This window comes from Bacillus sp. XF8 (assembly GCF_017498755.1).
GTDB classification, from domain to species: domain Bacteria; phylum Bacillota; class Bacilli; order Bacillales; family Bacillaceae_G; genus Bacillus_A; species Bacillus_A bingmayongensis.
Window position 1 is genome coordinate 77,223 of record NZ_JAGDQK010000027.1, and the last position, 19,942, is coordinate 97,164.

The 19,942-nt window shown below is 36.1% G+C and carries 20 protein-coding genes, 1 pseudogene and 1 riboswitch; of the genes and pseudogenes, 8 read left to right on the top strand and 13 right to left on the bottom strand.

Translation table 11 applies throughout. From position 1 onward, the window contains the following. Positions 1–104: 104 nt before the first annotated feature. The 3 genes and pseudogenes from J4P91_RS17190 (at position 105) to J4P91_RS17200 (ending at position 1,021) form a co-directional block, all read left to right on the top strand. The gene (locus tag J4P91_RS17190) at positions 105–284 is read left to right on the top strand and encodes a hypothetical protein (protein ID WP_207995085.1); all 180 of its coding nucleotides are present in this window, start codon (positions 105–107) and stop codon (positions 282–284) included. Between the two features lie 6 nt (positions 285–290). Further along, a pseudogene (locus J4P91_RS17195) lies at positions 291–482 on the top strand (hypothetical protein). Positions 483–496: 14 nt separating this feature from the next. Next, entirely contained in the window at positions 497–1,021 is a 525-nt protein-coding gene (locus J4P91_RS17200) for a GNAT family N-acetyltransferase (RefSeq protein WP_207995086.1), read from the top strand. Between the two features lie 41 nt (positions 1,022–1,062). On the opposite strand, the gene metK is transcribed toward J4P91_RS17200, so the two are convergent. Beyond that, entirely contained in the window at positions 1,063–2,262 is a 1,200-nt protein-coding gene (metK, locus tag J4P91_RS17205) for a methionine adenosyltransferase (RefSeq protein WP_017153756.1), read from the bottom strand. 166 nt (positions 2,263–2,428) lie between these two features. Beyond that, positions 2,429–2,551: riboswitch (SAM riboswitch) on the bottom strand. A 229-nt stretch (positions 2,552–2,780) separates the two neighbouring features. Between metK and pckA the strand changes: the two genes are divergently transcribed. Then, a complete protein-coding gene (gene pckA / locus J4P91_RS17210; protein ID WP_207995087.1) occupies positions 2,781–4,367 on the top strand; it encodes a phosphoenolpyruvate carboxykinase (ATP) in 1,587 nt (528 codons plus the stop codon). Positions 4,368–4,692: 325 nt separating this feature from the next. Here pckA and J4P91_RS17215 read toward each other — a convergent pair whose 3' ends face one another. After that, positions 4,693–5,064 (bottom strand): ATP synthase subunit I, encoded by a 372-nt coding sequence (locus tag J4P91_RS17215; RefSeq protein ID WP_017153754.1) that lies wholly within the window; start codon positions 5,062–5,064, stop codon positions 4,693–4,695. 454 nt (positions 5,065–5,518) lie between these two features. On the opposite strand from J4P91_RS17215, the gene J4P91_RS17220 reads away from it, so the two are divergent. Beyond that, complete coding sequence (locus J4P91_RS17220) at positions 5,519–5,740, top strand: hypothetical protein (protein WP_207995088.1); 222 nt, start codon at positions 5,519–5,521, stop codon at positions 5,738–5,740. Positions 5,741–5,768: 28 nt separating this feature from the next. On the opposite strand, the gene J4P91_RS17225 is transcribed toward J4P91_RS17220, so the two are convergent. Together J4P91_RS17225 and J4P91_RS17230 are read right to left on the bottom strand one after the other, a co-directional pair. Beyond that, positions 5,769–6,674 carry a DMT family transporter gene (locus J4P91_RS17225; RefSeq protein WP_207995089.1) on the bottom strand — a complete coding sequence of 302 codons (906 nt, stop codon included), beginning with the start codon at positions 6,672–6,674 and terminating at the stop codon, positions 5,769–5,771. A gap of 112 nt (positions 6,675–6,786) precedes the next feature. Continuing rightward, a complete protein-coding gene (locus tag J4P91_RS17230; protein ID WP_017153751.1) occupies positions 6,787–7,110 on the bottom strand; it encodes an iron-sulfur cluster biosynthesis family protein in 324 nt (107 codons plus the stop codon). A 402-nt stretch (positions 7,111–7,512) separates the two neighbouring features. Here J4P91_RS17230 and J4P91_RS17235 point away from each other — a divergent pair, with 402 nt between their 5' ends. Next, positions 7,513–8,430: a Nif3-like dinuclear metal center hexameric protein gene (locus J4P91_RS17235; RefSeq protein ID WP_207995090.1), complete on the top strand. Its 918-nt coding sequence runs from the start codon at positions 7,513–7,515 to the stop codon at positions 8,428–8,430. A 50-nt stretch (positions 8,431–8,480) separates the two neighbouring features. Here the strand turns inward: J4P91_RS17235 and J4P91_RS17240 are convergent, their stop codons facing one another. Next, complete coding sequence (locus J4P91_RS17240) at positions 8,481–9,107, bottom strand: HAD family hydrolase (protein ID WP_207995091.1); 627 nt, start codon at positions 9,105–9,107, stop codon at positions 8,481–8,483. A gap of 24 nt (positions 9,108–9,131) precedes the next feature. After that, positions 9,132–9,890 (bottom strand): DeoR/GlpR family DNA-binding transcription regulator, encoded by a 759-nt coding sequence (locus J4P91_RS17245; RefSeq protein ID WP_207995092.1) that lies wholly within the window; start codon positions 9,888–9,890, stop codon positions 9,132–9,134. 133 nt (positions 9,891–10,023) lie between these two features. On the opposite strand from J4P91_RS17245, the gene J4P91_RS17250 reads away from it, so the two are divergent. Further along, positions 10,024–10,677: an HAD family hydrolase gene (locus J4P91_RS17250; protein ID WP_207995093.1), complete on the top strand. Its 654-nt coding sequence runs from the start codon at positions 10,024–10,026 to the stop codon at positions 10,675–10,677. A gap of 13 nt (positions 10,678–10,690) precedes the next feature. Here the strand turns inward: J4P91_RS17250 and J4P91_RS17255 are convergent, their stop codons facing one another. Next, positions 10,691–11,056: a winged helix-turn-helix transcriptional regulator gene (locus J4P91_RS17255; protein WP_207995094.1), complete on the bottom strand. Its 366-nt coding sequence runs from the start codon at positions 11,054–11,056 to the stop codon at positions 10,691–10,693. 129 nt (positions 11,057–11,185) lie between these two features. On the opposite strand from J4P91_RS17255, the gene J4P91_RS17260 reads away from it, so the two are divergent. Beyond that, positions 11,186–12,562: an MFS transporter gene (locus tag J4P91_RS17260; RefSeq protein WP_207995095.1), complete on the top strand. Its 1,377-nt coding sequence runs from the start codon at positions 11,186–11,188 to the stop codon at positions 12,560–12,562. A 252-nt stretch (positions 12,563–12,814) separates the two neighbouring features. Here J4P91_RS17260 and J4P91_RS17265 read toward each other — a convergent pair whose 3' ends face one another. The 6 genes from J4P91_RS17265 to J4P91_RS17290 all read right to left on the bottom strand — a co-directional run bounded on the left by J4P91_RS17265 (position 12,815) and on the right by J4P91_RS17290 (position 19,885). Further along, positions 12,815–14,038 carry an ATP-binding protein gene (locus tag J4P91_RS17265; RefSeq protein ID WP_207995096.1) on the bottom strand — a complete coding sequence of 408 codons (1,224 nt, stop codon included), beginning with the start codon at positions 14,036–14,038 and terminating at the stop codon, positions 12,815–12,817. Between the two features lie 233 nt (positions 14,039–14,271). Then, positions 14,272–15,471, bottom strand: coding sequence for an ATP-binding protein (locus J4P91_RS17270; RefSeq protein WP_207995097.1), 1,200 nt, complete (start codon positions 15,469–15,471; stop codon positions 14,272–14,274). A gap of 183 nt (positions 15,472–15,654) precedes the next feature. Continuing rightward, on the bottom strand, positions 15,655–15,819 hold the full coding sequence (locus J4P91_RS28955) for a thermonuclease family protein (protein ID WP_307802541.1): 165 nt from the start codon (positions 15,817–15,819) through the stop codon (positions 15,655–15,657). A 315-nt stretch (positions 15,820–16,134) separates the two neighbouring features. Continuing rightward, entirely contained in the window at positions 16,135–17,952 is a 1,818-nt protein-coding gene (locus J4P91_RS17280; protein WP_207995099.1) for an acyltransferase family protein, read from the bottom strand. A gap of 467 nt (positions 17,953–18,419) precedes the next feature. Beyond that, a complete protein-coding gene (locus J4P91_RS17285; protein WP_374192053.1) occupies positions 18,420–19,373 on the bottom strand; it encodes a metallophosphoesterase in 954 nt (317 codons plus the stop codon). Between the two features lie 215 nt (positions 19,374–19,588). Further along, positions 19,589–19,885: a DUF3986 family protein gene (locus J4P91_RS17290; RefSeq protein ID WP_207995100.1), complete on the bottom strand. Its 297-nt coding sequence runs from the start codon at positions 19,883–19,885 to the stop codon at positions 19,589–19,591. Positions 19,886–19,942 lie beyond the last annotated feature (57 nt).

The window sequence follows — 19,942 nt, forward strand, 5'->3', positions numbered from 1 at the left end:
ACCGTGCTTCCTCTTGTTTTAGCATTTTTATTTCAATGGATTAGAAATCGTACGAAATAACCAGATACATACTAAATAAACTTTCATACTTAGGAGGTTCATTCATGGAACTTTATCAAAAACTCACAACCGTATTTATCCTTCTATTTGTCGCTTCCATCAGTGCTGGGATGGCGTTAAAAGATGCTGTACCAAATGCAACGATGGGTGGAATCGGATTTGCAACACTCTTTTTACTATGCAGTGCATTTTGTGCTGGAAAAGCGCGTCAGAAGAAAGGATGATATCCCATGTTCCGTAAAAAAACGACACTTTGTAAGTCATGCGGGAAAGAAATAAAAACGTATAAAAAAGCTTAGATTCATATGCCTTTTCCAGCGAGTGGAATGGCAAATATAAAAAAGTATATTGAACTTGAGCTAGAAGTGTATTGCAGTTCTTGTGCTGGAGTACGTAAAACCCACAGTAATGAAGTGAAATAAAGGAGGTTTTTCACTTGTTCGAAACAAATCGGATTCGTTTACGAAAATTTTCAGAAGGTGATATTCCAACCTATTACCATTGGCGAAATGATATAGTAGTGATGAGCACTACCAGTCTCAATCTCGATACATATTCTTTCTCGGAAACAGAACAGTTTTGCAAACAAATCATTCACTCTTCCACCTCAAAAAGTTATATTATTGAACAGAAAAAGGGTAGCCTTCCAATCGGAATCACATCTTTAATTAATATTGACCCACATAATCGAAATGCAGAATGTATCATCGATATCGGAAAGAAAGATTACTGGGGGCAAGGGTACGGAAAAGAAGCATTAACTTTATTATTAGACTATGCCTTTTTAGAATTAAACTTACACCGTATATCCTTACGTGTATTTTCATTTAATGATAAAGCGATACACCTTTATAAAAAACTTGGATTTCAACATGAAGGTACGTGTAAAGAAGCTGTATTTCGAAATGGAAAATGGCATGATATTGAGCTTTTCGCCTTACTGCAGACAAATTACAAATAAAAAAGCTTTGCGTAAAAACGCAAAGCTTTTTCCTTTTTATATTATAGACCAGCTTGCTCTTTTAAAGCTGCTGCTTTGTCTGTACGTTCCCATGAAAGATCTACATCAGTACGTCCGAAGTGTCCGTAAGCTGCTGTTTGTTTGTAAATTGGGCGACGTAAGTCTAACATTTTGATGATACCAGCTGGGCGAAGATCGAAGTTACTACGAACTAGCTCTACTAGTACTTCTTCAGATACTTTACCAGTGCCGAATGTATCAACTGAAATTGATACCGGTTGTGCTACGCCGATTGCGTATGCAAGTTGTACTTCTGCTTTTTCAGCAAGGCCAGCTGCTACGATGTTTTTCGCAACATAACGAGCTGCGTATGCTGCAGAACGGTCAACTTTTGTTGCATCCTTACCAGAGAATGCACCGCCGCCGTGACGAGCATATCCACCGTAAGTATCAACGATAATTTTACGTCCTGTTAAACCAGCATCACCTTGTGGTCCACCGATTACGAAGCGTCCAGTTGGGTTAATGAAGAATTTTGTTTCTTCATCCATTAATTCTGCTGGTACGACAGCTTTAATTACTTGTTCTTTTAAATCACGATCGATTTCTTCCCATGTAACTTCTGGATGGTGCTGCGTTGAAATTACAATTGTATCGATACGTACTGGTTTACCATTTTCATCATACTCAACTGTAACTTGCGTTTTACCGTCTGGACGTAAATATTCTAATGTTTCATCTTTACGAACTTCCGTTAAACGACGAGCTAATTTGTGAGCAAGTGAGATTGGAAGTGGCATTAATTCTTTTGTTTCATTACATGCGAAACCAAACATTAAACCTTGGTCTCCTGCACCAATTGCCTCAATCTCAGCGTCAGTCATTTGACCTTCACGTGCTTCTAACGCTTGGTCAACACCCATAGCGATGTCAGCAGATTGCTCATCGATAGATGTTAAAACTGCACAAGTTTCTGCATCGAATCCGTATTTTGCACGAGTATAACCGATACCTTGGATTGTTTCACGGACGATTTTTGGAATATCTACATAAGTAGAAGTCGTAATTTCCCCCGCTACCAATACTAAACCAGTTGTTACTGTTGTTTCACAAGCTACACGTGCATTTGCGTCTTTTGCTAAGATCGCATCTAAAATTGAATCAGAAATTTGGTCACAAATTTTATCTGGATGTCCTTCAGTTACAGACTCAGATGTGAACAGATGACGTTGTTTTGTCATGTGGTAAACCTCCCTACAGTAATTGTATATATTGTACGGAACTCATCCTTAATTTGCCACAAACTGCGACATTCATTTATTCTCCCACACAAGTATAAAGAAAAACCTTTCCTAATTATAGAGGAAAGGTTTAATTTGCTACTTGCATACTGCTTTTTGCCCTTCGCTCTTATCGTTCGAGACCGTTCGCCTCGCACAGGTTTTAGCACCTATTCACTTGCTTATTACCGTTACAAGTGAGGTTGCTGGGCTTCATCGGGCCTGTCCCTCCGCCAGCTCGGGATAAGAGAGTATCCGTCCCAACCTATACTAAAGAAATGATATTCATTTGTCAATTAATATTCACATATTCCTACAAGTTTTTCGCATTTCGTGTCGAACAAAATATTAATAGGAAAATAATACATTCACACAAACAAAAATAAATAAATAGTATACATTATTTATATAATTGTGTTATACTCTTGATGGGGATTACGAGAAAAATTTCATTAAAATGAAAAGGATGGTATATAAATATGGGTACTGTGAATGTCCAAATTGGATTACATGAATTACTGAACGGAAGCAACGCACAGATTCAACTAAGCGTTCCACAATTAGTGGAAAAAGTACTAATGAGAAACGAAGGAAAATTAACTTCTACTGGTGCCGTCTCTGCTTCTACAGGAAAATATACAGGACGTTCTCCTAAAGATAAATTCATTGTGAAAGAAGCATCGGTTGCAGACAAAATTGCTTGGGGACCTGTAAATCAACCGATTTCTGAAGAACATTTTAATAAATTATACACAAAAGTATTGGAATACTTAAAAGAAAAAGAAGAATTATTCGTATTTAAAGGGTTCGCTGGTGCTGATCGTAACTATCGTCTTCCATTGCAAGTTGTTAACGAATATGCATGGCACAATTTATTTGTACATCAATTATTTATTCGTCCAACTGAAGAAGAATTAACGAATCATGAAGCTGAGTTTACAATTGTCTCTGCACCAAGCTTTAAAGCAGATCCAGCGATTGACGGCACAAACTCTGAAGCATTTATTATGGTTTCATTTGAAAAACGCATCGTATTAATCGGTGGTACTGAATACGCTGGAGAAATGAAAAAATCTATCTTCTCTATTATGAACTTCTTACTTCCAGAACAAGATATTTTATCTATGCACTGCTCTTCAAACGTAGGTGAAGAAGGCGATGTTGCTCTATTCTTCGGTTTATCTGGAACAGGTAAAACAACATTATCTGCTGACCCACACCGTAAATTAATTGGTGATGATGAGCACGGTTGGTCTGATAACGGTGTGTTCAATATTGAAGGCGGTTGCTACGCGAAATGTATTAACCTTTCTCATGAAAAAGAGCCACAAATTTTTGATGCAATTACATTTGGATCAGTGCTTGAGAACGTTGTAATTGATAATCAAACACGTATTGCAGATTATAATGATACTGCATTAACAGAAAATACGCGTGCTGCATACCCAATTCATGCGATTGATAATATCGTAGTACCAAGTGTTGCAGGACATCCAAATACAATTATTTTCTTAACTGCTGATGCATCTGGAGTATTACCTCCAATCAGTAAATTAAATAAAGAGCAAGCTATGTACCATTTCTTAAGCGGTTACACTAGTAAACTAGCTGGAACAGAGCGCGGCGTAACGTCTCCGCAAGCGACATTCTCAACTTGCTTCGGTTCTCCATTCTTACCACTCGATGCATCTCGCTATGCTGAAATGCTTGGTGAAAAGATCGAGAAACATGATGCAAAAGTATTCTTAGTGAACACTGGCTGGACTGGCGGCGAATACGGCGTTGGAAAACGTATGAACTTAGGTTACACTCGTGCAATGGTGCAAGCTGCATTAAACGGCGAGCTTGATAACGCTGAAACAGCGAAGCATGACGTCTTCGGTCTTGAAGTACCACTTCATGTACCAGGCGTACCTGATGAAGTATTAATGCCTGAACAAACATGGGCTGATAAAGCTGCTTACAAAGCAACAGCAATCGAACTTGCAGGTAAATTCAAAGAAAACTTCAAGAAGTTCGAGAACGTTTCTGAAAACATTATCAAATTAGGTGGCCCAATCGCTTAATTGAACCTTTACTGTCTGAATGACCTTTACTCATATGAATAAGTATATTGTAACCTGAAAGTTTCGCGTACTCACCGACAAAACCCATGCGGCTTTACAGGTTACACATACTTACATAAAAAAGAAGCTTACGCTAAAAACGTAAGCTTCTTTCTATATATTCACTTTGATTTTTCCTCATATAAATCGCGGCTTTGAAAACAAAAGCAGATTCCCCACTCACTTTCTTCTTTTGTTTTCACATGGCATGGGGCGAAAAAAGGCACTGTCCGCTTCTACCCATGGTCGGACGCTCTCTCCCACCTAAAAGAAAAGGTTCTTGTATTTATTTCTTCGCATCTTTCATGCTATAGTATCCTAAATTAATAACGATTAAGAAATAACCACCCATAATCCCCACAGCAAATGCCCACATGACCATATGGTGTTCAATCTCATACATAATAATCGCGCCTAGTATCGCTGCTGCGAACCGATTAATCATACCAAGTGTTGGTGCTTTACTCTTTTTTACAATACTATCTCCAAGCTTTTCAATACGTCTTCCTAAAATCCAAACACAATACATACTAACGAGTAAACCAATCCCAACGCCTAAAAAGTGAGCAGAAAAAGGTGTCATCGCCCATCCTAATAGCATCGCGCCTAGCAAATAATACATTTGGATTTTAAATGACCTTAGTGACATACTAATCATGCAGTTCTCCTTTATCACTATCATCTTATTTACATATCATCAGACTTTATCTGTTACATTCAAAGAAAAAACAACATAACCACTATGTTTACGTTGTTAAAATATTTTTCAGAAATAATATTATACAAGATTTCTAGTTTGGAAGCAGGAGCAATTTGTGACGTTTTTGCAAACATTTTTTCATAGATTTACAAAAAAATGATATCAATCTACAAAAATATGGATATGATGTATATATATCCACTTTAATTTTCCAATATATAAACCATGTTCTTGGAAACAAAAAGAGACCTCCACGCGTTTTCTCCTTTTGTTTTCACTCGGCATGGAGCGAAAAAAGGATCTGACCGCTTCTATGCATAAGCGGCTCCTCTCCCCCGCCTAAAAAGAAAAGTTTTACGTCAGTTTTTCAATTTACATGCATGTAGTAAGTACACAAAAAAGGGGGCTTCTAATGATTTATTTTTTAATGGCTCTCATTCACCTTATTATCCCTGCACTTATAGGACTCTCGTTATATTGGTACACAAAAAAACATAGTATTTTCTATGCCGTCCTCGGTGTCCTTCTCCCGGGTATTATTCTCATTGCACTGTTTCGCATACCATGTCTCAACTTAATTCCACTTATTACTGCTATTTTGTTCCTTATATTTTTACCAAAAATAAAAAAATAGGAAAGCAGACCATAACTGATCTGTTTTCCTATTTTGATATATGTTCTGATATGGCAGACTGCGTCTCAAGTTTTTCAGATTTCACAAACCATAAACCGAGAAAAATAATACATCCGCCAATCATTTGTTGCAGCGAAATATGTTCCTTCGCCCATACCGCCGCAAATACAACTGCAACAAATGGCGTAATATACATATACACCATCGTATGAGAAGCCCCAATTTTTTGAACTCCAATATACCACATAACTAAACCGAATACCGTTACAAAGAAAATAGAATATAATAGCGCAAACCATGACATCCCTTGTTCAATTTGAAATGGCAACGAAAAAGTATGCCATCCGCTCAGTATAACGAGCGGAATCGCTCCAACAACTGCTGACCATGCCGTCACGCGGAGTGCTGAATATTTTTTGATAAGTGGTCCTGCTAAAACTGGATATAGCCCCCAGCATATCGATGTAATGAGCCCAATTCCATTTCCATAAAAAGAACCAGCAAGTGAATGTCCAGCTAATAACACAAGCGCTGCACCAGTGCAGGCTATAATAGAACCGACTAACTTTCTCTGGGAAAACTTCTCTTGTTTCAAAAAAACCGCAAACATCGTTGTAAAAATAGGTGAAATAGAAATGAGTAAGGAAGCATTCGTAGCGGATGTATATTTGATGGTTTCCATAAATAATGTTTGATACAGCACAATTCCCACAACACTAACTACAATGAGCCTCGGTATATCTCTTAATTCCATATGCAATGACTTTTCAATATAAAATGTAAGTAATAATAATAGCGGTCCTGCTGCAATCATCCGGAGCGCAGTAAACTCAATTGCTGAAAATTCTTCAAGTCCGTATTTTCCAATTGTATAATTTACACCCCAAATAATAACAACACTTAAAAGTAATAATTCAATCCCCCATCTTCTCATGCGTATCCCCTCCGCACAAAAGATTATACAGAAAATTCAATCTAATGTACATTTAATTAGCTAAAAAGTTTCATAAGAAAAAGGAGCTTATGATTCGCTCCTTCTTAATCAGTTACACTCGAATATGAAGTTTCATGTTTGGATTATAAAATTGACTTGGACTTTTCAGTTGAAAATGTCCCCCTGATTCATGTAAATCAACAGTCAACTTATCATCCATAAAAACAAGCTTTGTGCGATCCGCAATAAACTGCAATTTATTTGATTCAATCTCTACATCACGTTCATCTTTTTCTGATACAGCCACTAAATCAATAATTCCACTCATCACACAGCCGCATCCTTCATTATCATAAAACAACTTTATAAACTTTGCTTCACTTGGAATCGTATCCATAATTTTTTTATATGCTGCATCTGTTACAGTAACGTACATATACCATTTCCTCCTACCTCTTTACATAAAGTGAAACTTTAATCAGTGGGGGTTTTCTCCATCCCCCACTGATTATCAGCCCGCACCAATCGGGCTTTTACGGGCAGTTTATCTCCCACCTAACTTCTTTAGAAAAGCGGAAGCGACTCGCTCAGAATCGCAGGACGTTGGAGCACCCGACAGAGAGGCGCTTTTTGCCTCGTCCGAGGGGGCGAAACGACCGGAGATTCTAGCCGCTAGAGCTGGACAATGCTTTCGCCGAATTTTGAGGTGGGAGTATTACTGCCCGCAAATAGCGGGATAATTCTTATATTGTACCATTCTTTTTATAAATTCTATCCATTTATTGTATACAGAAAATTAAGACTACTATACAATGTATTTGATAAAGGAGGATGTATTATGCCAGCTTTAAAAGAAATCCAACCTGCACTAGATTCTTTATTTCAAATCAAAAAATACGGAAAAGACGGTGCCTTCAGTCGCTTTATTCCGGCTGTATACGATCCAATCGATTTTCCTTGGCAACAATTTTTTGAAGCAGACTTTGTAGAGAATTTTAACGGACTTATGATAAAAGGTGCTGAAACTGTAAATACTGTCTTTTTAGCAGTATTCCCAACAGATGATGTTCTTGAAAAATTCATCTCACAATCGAAACCAGGTGATTTACTTTTTATGCATCACCCCCTTGTAATGGAATGCGGTGATCCTCTCGGAAAATCTGGACGAGGCTTTGTACCAATCCCAGCGCACTATTTACAAGAAATCAAAGATAAAGATCTTTCTGTTTATACATGCCATGGCCCAATGGATCATCATCAAACATATGGAACAAGCATTGCGATTGCTAAAGCTCTAAAGGCCGATGTAGTAGATGGTTTTGCTTATGATGATAAAGATATACCATGTGGACTCATTTGCGAAATACATGAAACAACAACAAGAAACCTCGAACAACATCTAAAAGAACTCTTCTATATTCCATATGTAGACTTCGAAGGCAAACGCCATGAATCTATCACAAAAGTTGCAATTATCGCTGGATGCGGTGATAAAATAGATCTTCTCCAAGAAGCAGAAGAAAAAGGCGCTGAAGCCTATATCACTGGAGAAATTCATTGTCACATCGATAATGATTACGGCAGATACAAATATTCATTAATTATGGATTATGTGAAAGAAACAAATATGTCGCTTATCGGTGTGTCACATTCAGCTTCTGAATATTTAGTTAAGAAAACATTAATGCGTGATTGGTTTATACAAAACTTTGACGCAGACGTTGTTTTGCTACCTCAAAAACGATGGTGGTATTAAATGCGAATTCTCACACTTTCTTTCATTTAAAAAGAGATATGTAGCTGAATCTACATATCTCTTTTTACTACCTTCAAAATCTCATGAGGGGTTTGAAAAACATAATCGGCTTCTTCAAATCCCTTTGTTGTTTTCGCTCCCCATAAAGCTAAACCAAATTTTGTTCCAGCTTGTTTCGCACATTGTAAGTCATACAGGGAATCACCTATATAGATTGCTTCGCTAGCATCAATATTCAATTGTCTTAAGCATGTTACTAATGGTTCTGGATGTGGCTTATGTTTGTTTGTATCCTCCACACAAATAGAATGTTCAAAATGTCCGTGTAGTCCAAATGGTTCAAAATCATCAACAAATTCTTGTCTTGTTTTCGAAGTGACAATTCCTGTTCGAATATCATATGGAGCTACCGCTTGTATCACTTCTTCGATTCCCTCGAAAACCTTTATTTCATTTTTAAATTCCACCATATTCTTAATCCATTTCTCATGAACCCTTTCTATATTCGCTACACTTAATTTTTGTAACGCGGCAACTCCAGGGATTCCTAATGCAAACCGTAACTCTTCTAAGTCGTAATGAATCCCTTCATTCCGCAATGTTGTTTGCAATGAATACAATACAGCCTTCTCCGTATCTAGAATTGTGCCATCAATATCAAAGATAATTCCCTTCATCTCCATGTCCCCCTTTTTCTTGTACTACTCTCCCAGCACGACTTCAATACCATGATTTTTCACAACATCACTTAAACGCTCTGGAATGTTACCATTTGTAACAATCGTGTCAATCGCTTCTAACCGCAATGCTTTAAAGTTTTGACGCTGGTTAAACTTTGTAGCATCAATGAGTAAAAATACTTGGTTCGTTTGTTTGATTAACTCGCGCTTAAAATAAATATCTTCTTCAAACGCATAGTAAACACCATCTTCTGTAAACCCAGGCGCTCCAATAAATACTTTGTCAAAATGATAATCCTTTAACTTTTCCATAGCTGCAAATCCTGTTACGTGACGAGATTGTTTATTTAATTGTCCACCCAAAATATGAATATTTACGTTCGAATTACCTGCTAAATGATTCACCGTATCAATTGAATTCGTCACAACAGTTACATTGTTTGCTTCTAAAAAGGGTGTCATACAATTAACCGTGGTAGAGACATCAAGATAAATGATTTCATTGTCTTGTACAAAAGACGCTGCCTTTTTTCCAATAGGCTCCTTATACTCAGCCTCTTTCTCTTCACGATTTACGTAATCCGAAATTTTATGGTGAAAAGAAGGTAACGCTACTCCGCCGTGCGTCCGAACAATTGCGGTTTCATCTGTAAGCTTCACAATGTCTCTTCGTGCTGTATCTCTTGAAACACGAAACAACTCACACATCATTTTCAAACTCATTGTTTTATGGTCATTCAAGTAATCTGTTATTCGTATTAATCTTTCATCTTGATTCATCTTATCACCTGATTCTATTTACTTTTAAGTCATTTTAAGTTACTTTAATTATAACACATAAAAACACTTAAATTGACTTATTTTCACTTAACCTTAAAGTTTCACCAACAATTATGTTTAAAGGAGTGGGAAAATGCTGCGTACAATTATTCTTGATTTTGATGGAACATTAGCCGATACATTACCTTTATGTTATTACTCATTTCAAAACGTTTTTCAGGAGTTTGACAATAAAACTTTAACCGAATCAGATATTCTTTCCATGTTTGGTCCAAGTGAAGTCGGTATTATTCATTCTAATTTGATTTCTCACCATAAAGAAGCTGCCACTGAAAAATATTATGAATGGTATAAAGAAAAACATCATAAGTACGTAGACAAAAATATTGAAATAGCTAATCTTTTATTAGATTTAAAGCGAAGAGGATTCCAGTTAGCCATCGTAACAGGAAAGGCTCGAAGAAGTTTAAATATTTCTTTGGAGGCATTGGAGTTACATTCCTTATTTGATTGCATCATCACTGGAGATGACGTCGTAAAACCAAAGCCTGATCCAGAAGGAATCGCCCACGTCTTAAACGTATTAAACATAACAAAAGAACAAGCAGTATTCATAGGAGATAGTGACGCAGATATTCTTGCAGGGAAGAATGCAGGTGTACTTACAATTGGTGTTCAATGGTTACCAAACTATCAATCTCCAGAGTTCTCTGTACAACCTGATTATCTTATAAACAAAATACAAGATTTTGTTCCTTTACTTGATACAAAACTAACCACAGTATAAAAAGAAAAGTACATCACTCATTTGAGAGTGATGTATTCTTTTTTTCCTCTTCCTCTAAAACGCCCCACAAATCTCCCCACTCTCTCATCGCATCAAAAATCGGACGAAGTGTTTGTCCTTTTTCTGATAAAGAATATTCCACATGAGGTGGCATTGTTGAATAAACCGTTCTTTCTATAATTTTTTCATTCTCCAATTCTTTTAAACGTAATGAAAGCGTTCTTGGACTAATACCGATTAGTGATTTTTCTAATTCTACAAATCGCTTTGGCCCATAAAATAAATCTCGTAAAATGAGAAACGTCCACTTTCCACCGATTACACTCATCGTTTTTTCAATGGAGCACTTTAATATGTGTTGCTCTTCTTTTCCGCACATTGTATCCATCCCCTTAACTATACAAAAGTAAAGTAGCTATATAAAAAATCAGTACTTCCATAAATAAAGCACTTTATTTATTATAGTGTTTAGGAAAATATTAGTAAATATCTATTAGGGGGATTGGAAATGAGCACAAACTCAGTAGTACATGTAGAAACAAAACAGATGAAATCTTCTAGTATCATAACTTTACTTGCACTCGCAATGGGATTTATTATGGCCACTCTAGATGTAACCGTCGTAAATGTTGCGATTGCTGATATTCAAAATCATTTACATATGGGAATTTCCAGCGCAACTTGGATTGTCGATGGGTACATTTTATCGTTCGCATCTTTACTCCTCATCGGTGGATCACTTGCAAATCATTTTGGTGCGAAACATATGTATATAATTGGACTCGTTTGTTTCGTTCTTGCTTCACTTTTCTGTTCTATTGCATCATCTGCAAATAGTCTTGTTACCGCACGGATTCTGCAAGGTGTTGGGGCTGCACTTTTCATGCCGAGCTCTCTTAATCTTCTTGCCGCCTCTTATCCAAATGAAAGACAACGCGCAAAAATGTTCGGTCTATGGTCCGCTATCGTTTCAGTTGCTTCAGGAATTGGGCCTTTCGTTGGAGGAGTACTCGTAAACTCTTTTGGGTGGCGGAGTATTTTCATCATCAATCTACCAATTGGAATCATTGGTATCTTCATGGCTTATTATGTTATTTCCGCTTCACCACACCAACAAATTAAACTAAATCTTCTCAACCATGGATTAGGTGTGATTACTGTAGCTAGCCTAGCTTTCAGTCTAATTGAAGGGCCTTCCTACGGCTGGACATCACCACAAATACTAGGTGGATTTCTTGGTACAATTATAGCTGCTAGTTTGTTTATCGTTACCGAGCGTAATTCAAAGCAACCGATTATTCCATTTTCATTATTTCATAACCAACAATTTTCTTCGGCAAATATCGTCGGCTTTTTAATTAACTTTGCATTGTTTGGTGGGATTTTTATGTTCGGCTTATTTCTTCAATATGTACGAGGCGCTAGTCCTTTTCTAGCTGGACTCGAATTATTACCAATGATGACTGTCTTTGTAATCGGGAATCTCTTATTTGCTAAGCTAGCCCCTCGCTTCGGTTTCAAATTACCGATGCTCATTTCCTTACTTATTGCAAGCTTAGGCTCATTTCTTTTAATTTCTATTTCACCAGACACACCTTATTGGTTGTTAGCAATCATATATGCGATCGTCAACCTTGGAATAGGTATCTCTGTTCCTGCCATGACAACGGCTGTTATGCAAACTGCTGGTCGTGAACATGGAAATATAGCGGGGGCCACTTTAAATGTAAATCGGCAATTAGGCGCATTAGTTGGGATAGCAATTATGGGCATCATTCTACATGAATCTTCATCATGGTATGCGGGTGTAAAAAATAGTTTTTTAGCTATGGGAATCTCCTATTTTTTTGCTAGCTTTCTTACTTGGCGGTTTCTACAAAGATAACCGCTTCCTTTTTTGCTATGTAAACATCTACCTATCAATAGGCTACGTTGTTCTAAACTATAATATGAAATATTGCATATCATTTCTTCATACTTTATATGATATAATCCTAAAGCAATCTGTTAGTAATCCTTCTTCATGCAAATCGCTAACTTGAAAACTTAAAGACTACTAGACCCCAAATAGTATGTAAGGCTTATGACATCAAAAAAAGAGAACATTCGTTTGTTGAACGGATTTTCTCTTTTTACTTTATCGCGAAATTGGGAGCACAATCTCAACCGTAGTTCCAACTCCAACTTCACTCTCAAATTGTATCTTGCCTTTATGTTCTTCAATAATCTTATATGTAACCATTAACCCTAAGCCAGTTCCTTCTTCTTTCGTTGTATAAAAAGCTTCACTAAGCTTAGAAATTTTGTCTTTTGGTATGCCACAACCTTCATCTGTGACCCGAATGATCATAGCATCTTTTACAGCTACCTGAATTGTAATCGTTCCACCAGTTGGCATAGCTTCAATTGCATTTTTTATTAAGTTTAAAAATACTTGTTTCAGCTGTACATCATCACATTTAATAAGAGGCATTTTTTCACTATAAGTCGTATGAATTGTAATTCCTTGCTGAGCTGCTGTTCCGCCAATAATACGCTCAACATATGAAATCATCTCTTTTATATCGTGAAGTGCACATGCTTTTGATTTTGAATTTCCTAATATCATCAAATCATTTGCTATAATATCAATTCGTTCCATTTCTTGTTCCATAATATCGCAATATACTTTATCCTCAGGATACTTTTCTTGTTGTCCTCTAATAAAGCCTTTTAAAAGCCTTAATGGATTACGCATTTTAAAACCGATAACTGTTGCCATTCTTCCGATTACAGCCATTTTCTCCGACTTTTGCAATTCCTTATGCGTCATTTCAATTGTGTGTATATAAGATTGGAATCTCAATAAAACAATCCATCCTATAATGGAAAACAAGCTACAAAGGACAATGGGAATGAGAACAATAAAAGAATGCACAACCACACCCATTAGGGCATACTTTACTATTGTCCCTACCGCTACTAACCAAAAATAGCGTTTATTCACAAAGAATGGTGCAAAAAGGAAGAAAAATCCTTCTACTATATTTCCTGCATCAAACTCTAAATCTGTTCCATAGTAAATAATAAAGTTATGAATGAAATCTAATAGATTATACCCTATGAAAATAATATATTTCACAGTATATGGATTCTGTCGCTTCGCCACATATATTCCCACAAACACCAATATAATCATGAGAATATACAACCATATCCCTAAACCTCTTTCTAGAATTGGAGCCCCATCTCTTCCCCCTTCTAGCTTAGGCATAATATAATAATATGCAACATCATAGATAAAAAAAGTCGCAAAGAATAAACCTAAAAACAGCTTTAACGTTCGAATCTCTTCTCTTGTTAATTTATAAACACTGTCCATGTAGTAACTCCTTTATTTACAATACACATACTTTACTAATCTTGCCTTCTATATATCCATTTTGGTTTTCCAACATATAAGCCGGTGTTATGAAGAACAAAAGGTGACCTGCACTCGTTTTCTCTCTTTGTTTTCACTTGGTATAGGGCAGAGAATCTGACCGCTTCTATGCATGGTCGGATGCTCTCTCCCACCTAAAAAGAATGGTTTTATGTCGGTTTTTCAATTTGTATTTATATAGGTAAAATAATGTCTACTGTCGTTCCTACGTTTCTTTTACTCGTAATATGTATTTCCCCATTATGTTCTTCAATAATTTTACAAGCAACAGTAAGCCCTAAACCTATGCCACCTTTCTTTGTCGTATAGAAAGGTTCTGTTATACGATTTAAGTTCTCTTCCTGCACGCCACACCCATTATCTACGATACTTACTATTACACGATCTTCATTTCTTTTCTTGATTCGTATCCAAAGTGTTCCACCATGTTCCATTGCTTCAATTGCATTTTTTATTATGTATAGAAATCCTTCTTTTAATTTACGATTATCACAATCTATTTTTATTGGATCAGATGCAACATCATAAGTTAGATACAGCTGTTTTCTGTTGATTTCTGCACTCATTTCTTTCATCGCATTTGATACAATTTCTTCTATTAAATGACTACTGTAGGTAGAAGGCTTACAAGTTGCCATTGCCATAAGTTCACTTACCATATTGTTTATATGCTCAATTTCATCAATCATATGTTCATACACTTTATCATCTGCATATTTCTCTTTCTGTAATTGTGTAAATCCCCTTAATGATGAAAGTGGATTTTTAATTTCATGCCCAACAGACGCTGCCATTTTCCCAATAACTACGAGCTTTTCAGACTCTCGTTTTTCTATCATTACATTATTTACAGCAGAAAGGTACTGTAAAAATCGATTCAATAAGAAATACGTTACAAATAATAAAAGACTATACATAACCAACGGCATAAATGCCTCTTTTTTTCCTAGGACCAAAAACGAACTATATTTCCCCATAATAATCAAAAATATCCACAGTAAGTATCTTTTACTCATAAAAATTGGCACAAATAAAATAAAAACAAATTCAAGTATATTCCCATCATCAAATGCTAATTTATTGTGGATTGCATACCAGTACAAATTAAAAATTTCTGCACACATATATGCAATCAAATATACATACTTAATACGATATACCTGTTTCTTTTTCATCATATATACGCTACATACTATTAAGCCAACTGTATACAAAAACTTTGGAACTTGAACATCTAATCTTATAAGTGGTACAGAATCTTCTAGCATAATAGAATAAACTATTTCATATATAACCCATACAATATTCAATACCCATAAAAAGAGCAAAGCACTTTTCTTTTCTTCTTGAAATGAGATAAAGTTTCTTTTCACTTTAACACTTCCTCAAAAGCTATATACTTTCTCTATATGATTACTAACACACATTATTATAATAAACGACAATGGTGTTTAACCAAAGTAATATCGAATAATGTAGAAAAATTCAACCTCATTTATACATTTGTGCTACTAAAAGAAAAAAAGAATCCGCCTCCTAAGCGAATTCTTTTTATTTTATTTATCACAAGCAATTCCATCTTCGTCACGATCACTCACATCAATTTCAAGTTGAATTGGCTTTTCTACACTTGCATATTTTTTCGTAAATGCACTTGCTTCATGTCCAAGTGGTTGTACACCTAAACGTGGATGTTTTGTTTCTGGTGTATCAATCAACAAGAAGAAAACGTACCGTTTCTTCTTTGCTATTTTCGTTATGAAATATGAATGAATGGAACAAACTCTCACTCGTCAGTTTGATAATTCACATAATTTTCAATAATGTACACGTAAAAATGCTTCTATATGTTATATACTGAACTTGTCAGGTTAACTGAAAATAGAACTCCCCGTTCTTTGTGTTTGAGCTGTGTTATCTGTTTATCCCCCTGTTATTAAATATAAGTCAAAAAAGAACTTGTAGTATATCTACAAGTTCTTTTTTATCCATTTATTACAATTAACCTACGGATTTTCCCTCTGGAGCGAATCAAATCATTGGTTCGCTTGATTTATTTGTTTTGTCACAAGTGATGCATATGCTTCTGCACCTGTTTTCGTTAAATGTACGCCGTCCGGTTCAAAATACGCCTTATTTCCAGCACTTGCTGAATACCAATCGATTAGCGTTACATTTTGATATTCAGATGCTACTTCTTTTAATTTCTCATTCACTAATGATTCCCATGGACGTGGTACTCTCGTATTGATTAATACAATTTTACGTTCATTCCCAATCAGTTTTACTAATGATACTAATTGGTCCTTAGTAAAGGCTCCATTTGTACCTAATCCAACAATGACATGATCCCCTAAATTCCCCTCATTCTTTAGCTGCTTTACCGCAGGAATTGCTTTCGACAGCTGGCGACCAATCTCCGCATCAATCCTAATATTAGGAAAAGTATCTTTTAAATACGGAGCGATGTCAATCATAATGGAATCACCTACAGCTGTAACCATTTGAGGATCTTTAAGCTGCACAGGAGCTTCTTGTTGTTCCTTATTTTGAGGTGGTTCATCAGCCGGTTTTTCCCGAACTGCAACTGGGTGTTTCGCCGGTTCCGTTTGTACTGTTTCCACCTTATCTTTTTGAGGATTCTCCTTCGCTTTACTAGCTGTTGATAATCCAAAAACAGCTATCGAAGAAACAAATAATGCACATATTAAAGCTAACTTACCGCCTAAAGCTAAGTTTTTAGGTCTTAAGTTTCTAAACTGAATGTTCTGTAGTGCACCTTGTCGTATTGGGTTTTCGATAAACTTCCATGAAATTTGTGCAACTACTATAATAAGTAAAAATTGAAGAATTGCTCTTGTAAGCTGAAATTCTCCAGCATTCACTTTCGAACTCGTCAATGTGATAATCGGATAATGCCAAAGATAAATCCCGTACGATCGTACCCCCATCCAGCGCAGTGGTCTAAACCTTAAAAATTGAGCGATTCGGCTAGCTGGATGAGCAAGGTTCGCCACTAACAAGGCAGTAGCAATCGATAAAATGACCATGCCTCCGCGATATAGAAACGGATCATACTGATTCGTCTTCCAAAACATAACGAGAATAATAATAAGAGAAATTCCTCCAACTACATCAAGAATGAGACGTGCTTTTGGAATAATTTTATTTGCAAGCCTACTGCTCGGCCAAATTAAGGCAAGTGCTGCTCCAATCAATAAGGAAAAAGCTCTCGTATCAGTACCATAATAAATTCTGCTTGGGTCAGCTCCTGGTTCATACAGAATTGCCATTGCTAATGCGGAAGCAACTGCTCCTAAAATGATGAATAAAATAATACGTGATTTCTTTTTTATGTAATAAAACACAAGGCTAATGATAAATGGCCAAACTACATAGAACTGTTCTTCAACAGCTAACGACCAAAAATGATTTAGCGGTGAAAGTTGATTAAAACTCTCAAAGTATGATAATTTGTGATAAATATACCACCAGTTACTGAAATACAATAAAGCTGCTAATGAATCCCCTCGCATCTTTCCTAACAAAGAACTATGAAAAATTGTAATCCATGCTAAAACAATTACAAGCATGACAAGCATTCCAGGAAGTAATCTCCTTGCCCTACGGAGCCAGAAATTCTTCAAGTCAATCCTCTTATTTCTCTTCCATTCTATGGACAAAATATCTGTAATTAGATAACCCGAAAGTACAAAAAATACAGTGACACCTAAGAATCCTCCAGGCATCCAATTAAAATTGATATGATATAAAATAACACCTAGTATAGCTAGGCCCCTTAGACTGTCCAATCCAACCATATAGCGACTATTTTTCTTTAATGGTTTGGGCATCTAGCAGTCACCCCCATGTTTCTCTAAAAATTCTGTGAATATTCACAATATACAACTCTACCAATTGTATGACTCCTAAAAATATGAACCTAATCAAAATATTACAAAACCTACTAACAAACACATTTGTTTTTTATGATTATATGCACAGTAACTAAAATTTTATCACGTTATCTAGTGACATAAAATAGTTTCATGAATAAACTTTCTCTTACAAAATAAAGTGAAACTTCCATCAGTGGAGGTTTTCTTCGTCCCCCACTGATGGTTAGTTGAACGAATCGGGCTTTTACGGGCAGTTGTCCCCCACCTATCTTCCTCATTTCTCTCTGAATCTTGAGGTGGGGGTCTTACTGCCCGTTAATGCGGGGTAAAAAAAGAGATCATCCTAAAAATTCAATTTTAGGATAACCTCTTTTCTTATTAACCGACACTCTGAACTCTACCAATTTGTCCATCTCATATACTCAAATTCTCTCCTTTCTCTTTAATACAAAAACAGAGAGCTCAGGCTTACTTAAAAATCTCACCGGCATTCTAGTCGTACCAATACCACGATTCACATACAACTGTAATGGCTCACTCTTTCCTTCCAATGAATAAAGCCCTTCTACATATTTATTTGCTAATGAAGTAGTAATGATAGGACCTATGAACGGGAGCTGTACTTGTCCACCATGACTATGACCAGATATTTGAAGGTCCACTGGATATTCAAATATCTGCTCTACAGCATCCGGTTCATGCACTAATAGTAAGTTAAAATCCTCTGTTCTAAGATGCTGAAGAGTAGGCTGAACTTTTGGTTTTCCAAGTAAGAAATCATCCAGACCAGAAATGGTAATATAATCACCATTTGCCGCTTTAACCTTTTTCACTTCATTATTCAAAACAGTAAAGCCAGCCTTCTCCATATACGATTTGTATAAGTATCCCCCGCCACCTCCTCGGTCATGATTGCCGAACACTGCATATTTTCCAAGAGGGGCCCTGATTTGAGATAGAATAGTTTGTGATTGCGTTCTTTCTGCAGTATACTCTCCAAATTTGTCTATTAAATCACCTGTAAAAACTACAATATCAGGTTTTAGCTTATTGATTTTATCTACTAACATTTGTTGCTGTTTATGAGGAAAATTTGGTCCAAAATGCGTGTCTGAAAACTGTACGATTTTCACACCATGAAAACCTTCTGGAATATTTGGATTCTCAATATCATTCCATGTGACTGACAATGAATTCGTTTCAAAATGAAAAGCATATATATAAATTGTTATCGGAAGAATGAATAGTATGAGAGAAATGATACCTATTCTTCTAAACCGCAATAAGGAAGTACCCCCTTTGACTTGTTCCAAAGAAGGTATTTCCTCGTTCAAATCCATTCTATTTATTTTGGAGTGTTCTAAGTTCGCTTTCATATGTTCACCTCTAAATTTATCTTCCTAAAAAGATACTATTTAAAGACTGTTGTAGCATTTCAATGTTACAAACGTATGTCTTTTTGAAAATTGAGGTGAACATACTCAACTTCATTCTACAAAGTAAAACTTTAGTCGCCGGGGGGCTTACTGCCCGTTAATGCGGGGGAAATCCTGCTACAAAGATAAATAACAAAACAAGAAAGTCGATCAACCTATTTCTGTACCACTTTCTCTAATATACGATGCTCCAAAAGCCATTCTTCAAACTTAGCACTACCAAATTCCCAGCTTAAGTCATTGGCATGTACAGAAAATACGTAATACCCTGAGTGTTCATCCCTATATCCCTCTTCTTGTATTCCAACTAGCGGAATCCCATAAAACGCAAAGTTAAAAAAGACATCCCACACATCTTCATGTTTTCTTTTATAAGCAATCGATTCCACATCATACTCATCTCCAAAATAATCAAGATGTAAATGCATGCTATCATCATATTCATACTTCATTTTTATCACCCCTTATATTTGTACTTCTTTATCATCCAAAAAATTCCTTCTATGTCC

Coding starts and splice junctions, on each gene's coding strand:
- J4P91_RS17265 (WP_207995096.1), bottom strand. CDS start 14,038: ATGGACAGTGTTTATAAATTAACAAGAGAAGAGATTCGAACGTTAAAG.
- J4P91_RS17190 (WP_207995085.1), top strand. CDS start 105: ATGGAACTTTATCAAAAACTCACAACCGTATTTATCCTTCTATTTGTC.
- metK (WP_017153756.1), bottom strand. CDS start 2,262: ATGACAAAACAACGTCATCTGTTCACATCTGAGTCTGTAACTGAAGGA.
- J4P91_RS17220 (WP_207995088.1), top strand. CDS start 5,519: ATGATTTATTTTTTAATGGCTCTCATTCACCTTATTATCCCTGCACTT.
- J4P91_RS17260 (WP_207995095.1), top strand. CDS start 11,186: ATGAGCACAAACTCAGTAGTACATGTAGAAACAAAACAGATGAAATCT.
- pckA (WP_207995087.1), top strand. CDS start 2,781: ATGGGTACTGTGAATGTCCAAATTGGATTACATGAATTACTGAACGGA.
- J4P91_RS17285 (WP_374192053.1), bottom strand. CDS start 19,373: ATGAAAGCGAACTTAGAACACTCCAAAATAAATAGAATGGATTTGAAC.
- J4P91_RS17240 (WP_207995091.1), bottom strand. CDS start 9,107: ATGAAGGGAATTATCTTTGATATTGATGGCACAATTCTAGATACGGAG.
- J4P91_RS17225 (WP_207995089.1), bottom strand. CDS start 6,674: ATGAGAAGATGGGGGATTGAATTATTACTTTTAAGTGTTGTTATTATT.
- J4P91_RS17215 (WP_017153754.1), bottom strand. CDS start 5,064: ATGATTAGTATGTCACTAAGGTCATTTAAAATCCAAATGTATTATTTG.
- J4P91_RS17290 (WP_207995100.1), bottom strand. CDS start 19,885: ATGAAGTATGAATATGATGATAGCATGCATTTACATCTTGATTATTTT.
- J4P91_RS17280 (WP_207995099.1), bottom strand. CDS start 17,952: ATGCCCAAACCATTAAAGAAAAATAGTCGCTATATGGTTGGATTGGAC.
- J4P91_RS17235 (WP_207995090.1), top strand. CDS start 7,513: ATGCCAGCTTTAAAAGAAATCCAACCTGCACTAGATTCTTTATTTCAA.
- J4P91_RS17255 (WP_207995094.1), bottom strand. CDS start 11,056: ATGTGCGGAAAAGAAGAGCAACACATATTAAAGTGCTCCATTGAAAAA.
- J4P91_RS17250 (WP_207995093.1), top strand. CDS start 10,024: ATGCTGCGTACAATTATTCTTGATTTTGATGGAACATTAGCCGATACA.
- J4P91_RS17245 (WP_207995092.1), bottom strand. CDS start 9,890: ATGAATCAAGATGAAAGATTAATACGAATAACAGATTACTTGAATGAC.
- J4P91_RS17230 (WP_017153751.1), bottom strand. CDS start 7,110: ATGTACGTTACTGTAACAGATGCAGCATATAAAAAAATTATGGATACG.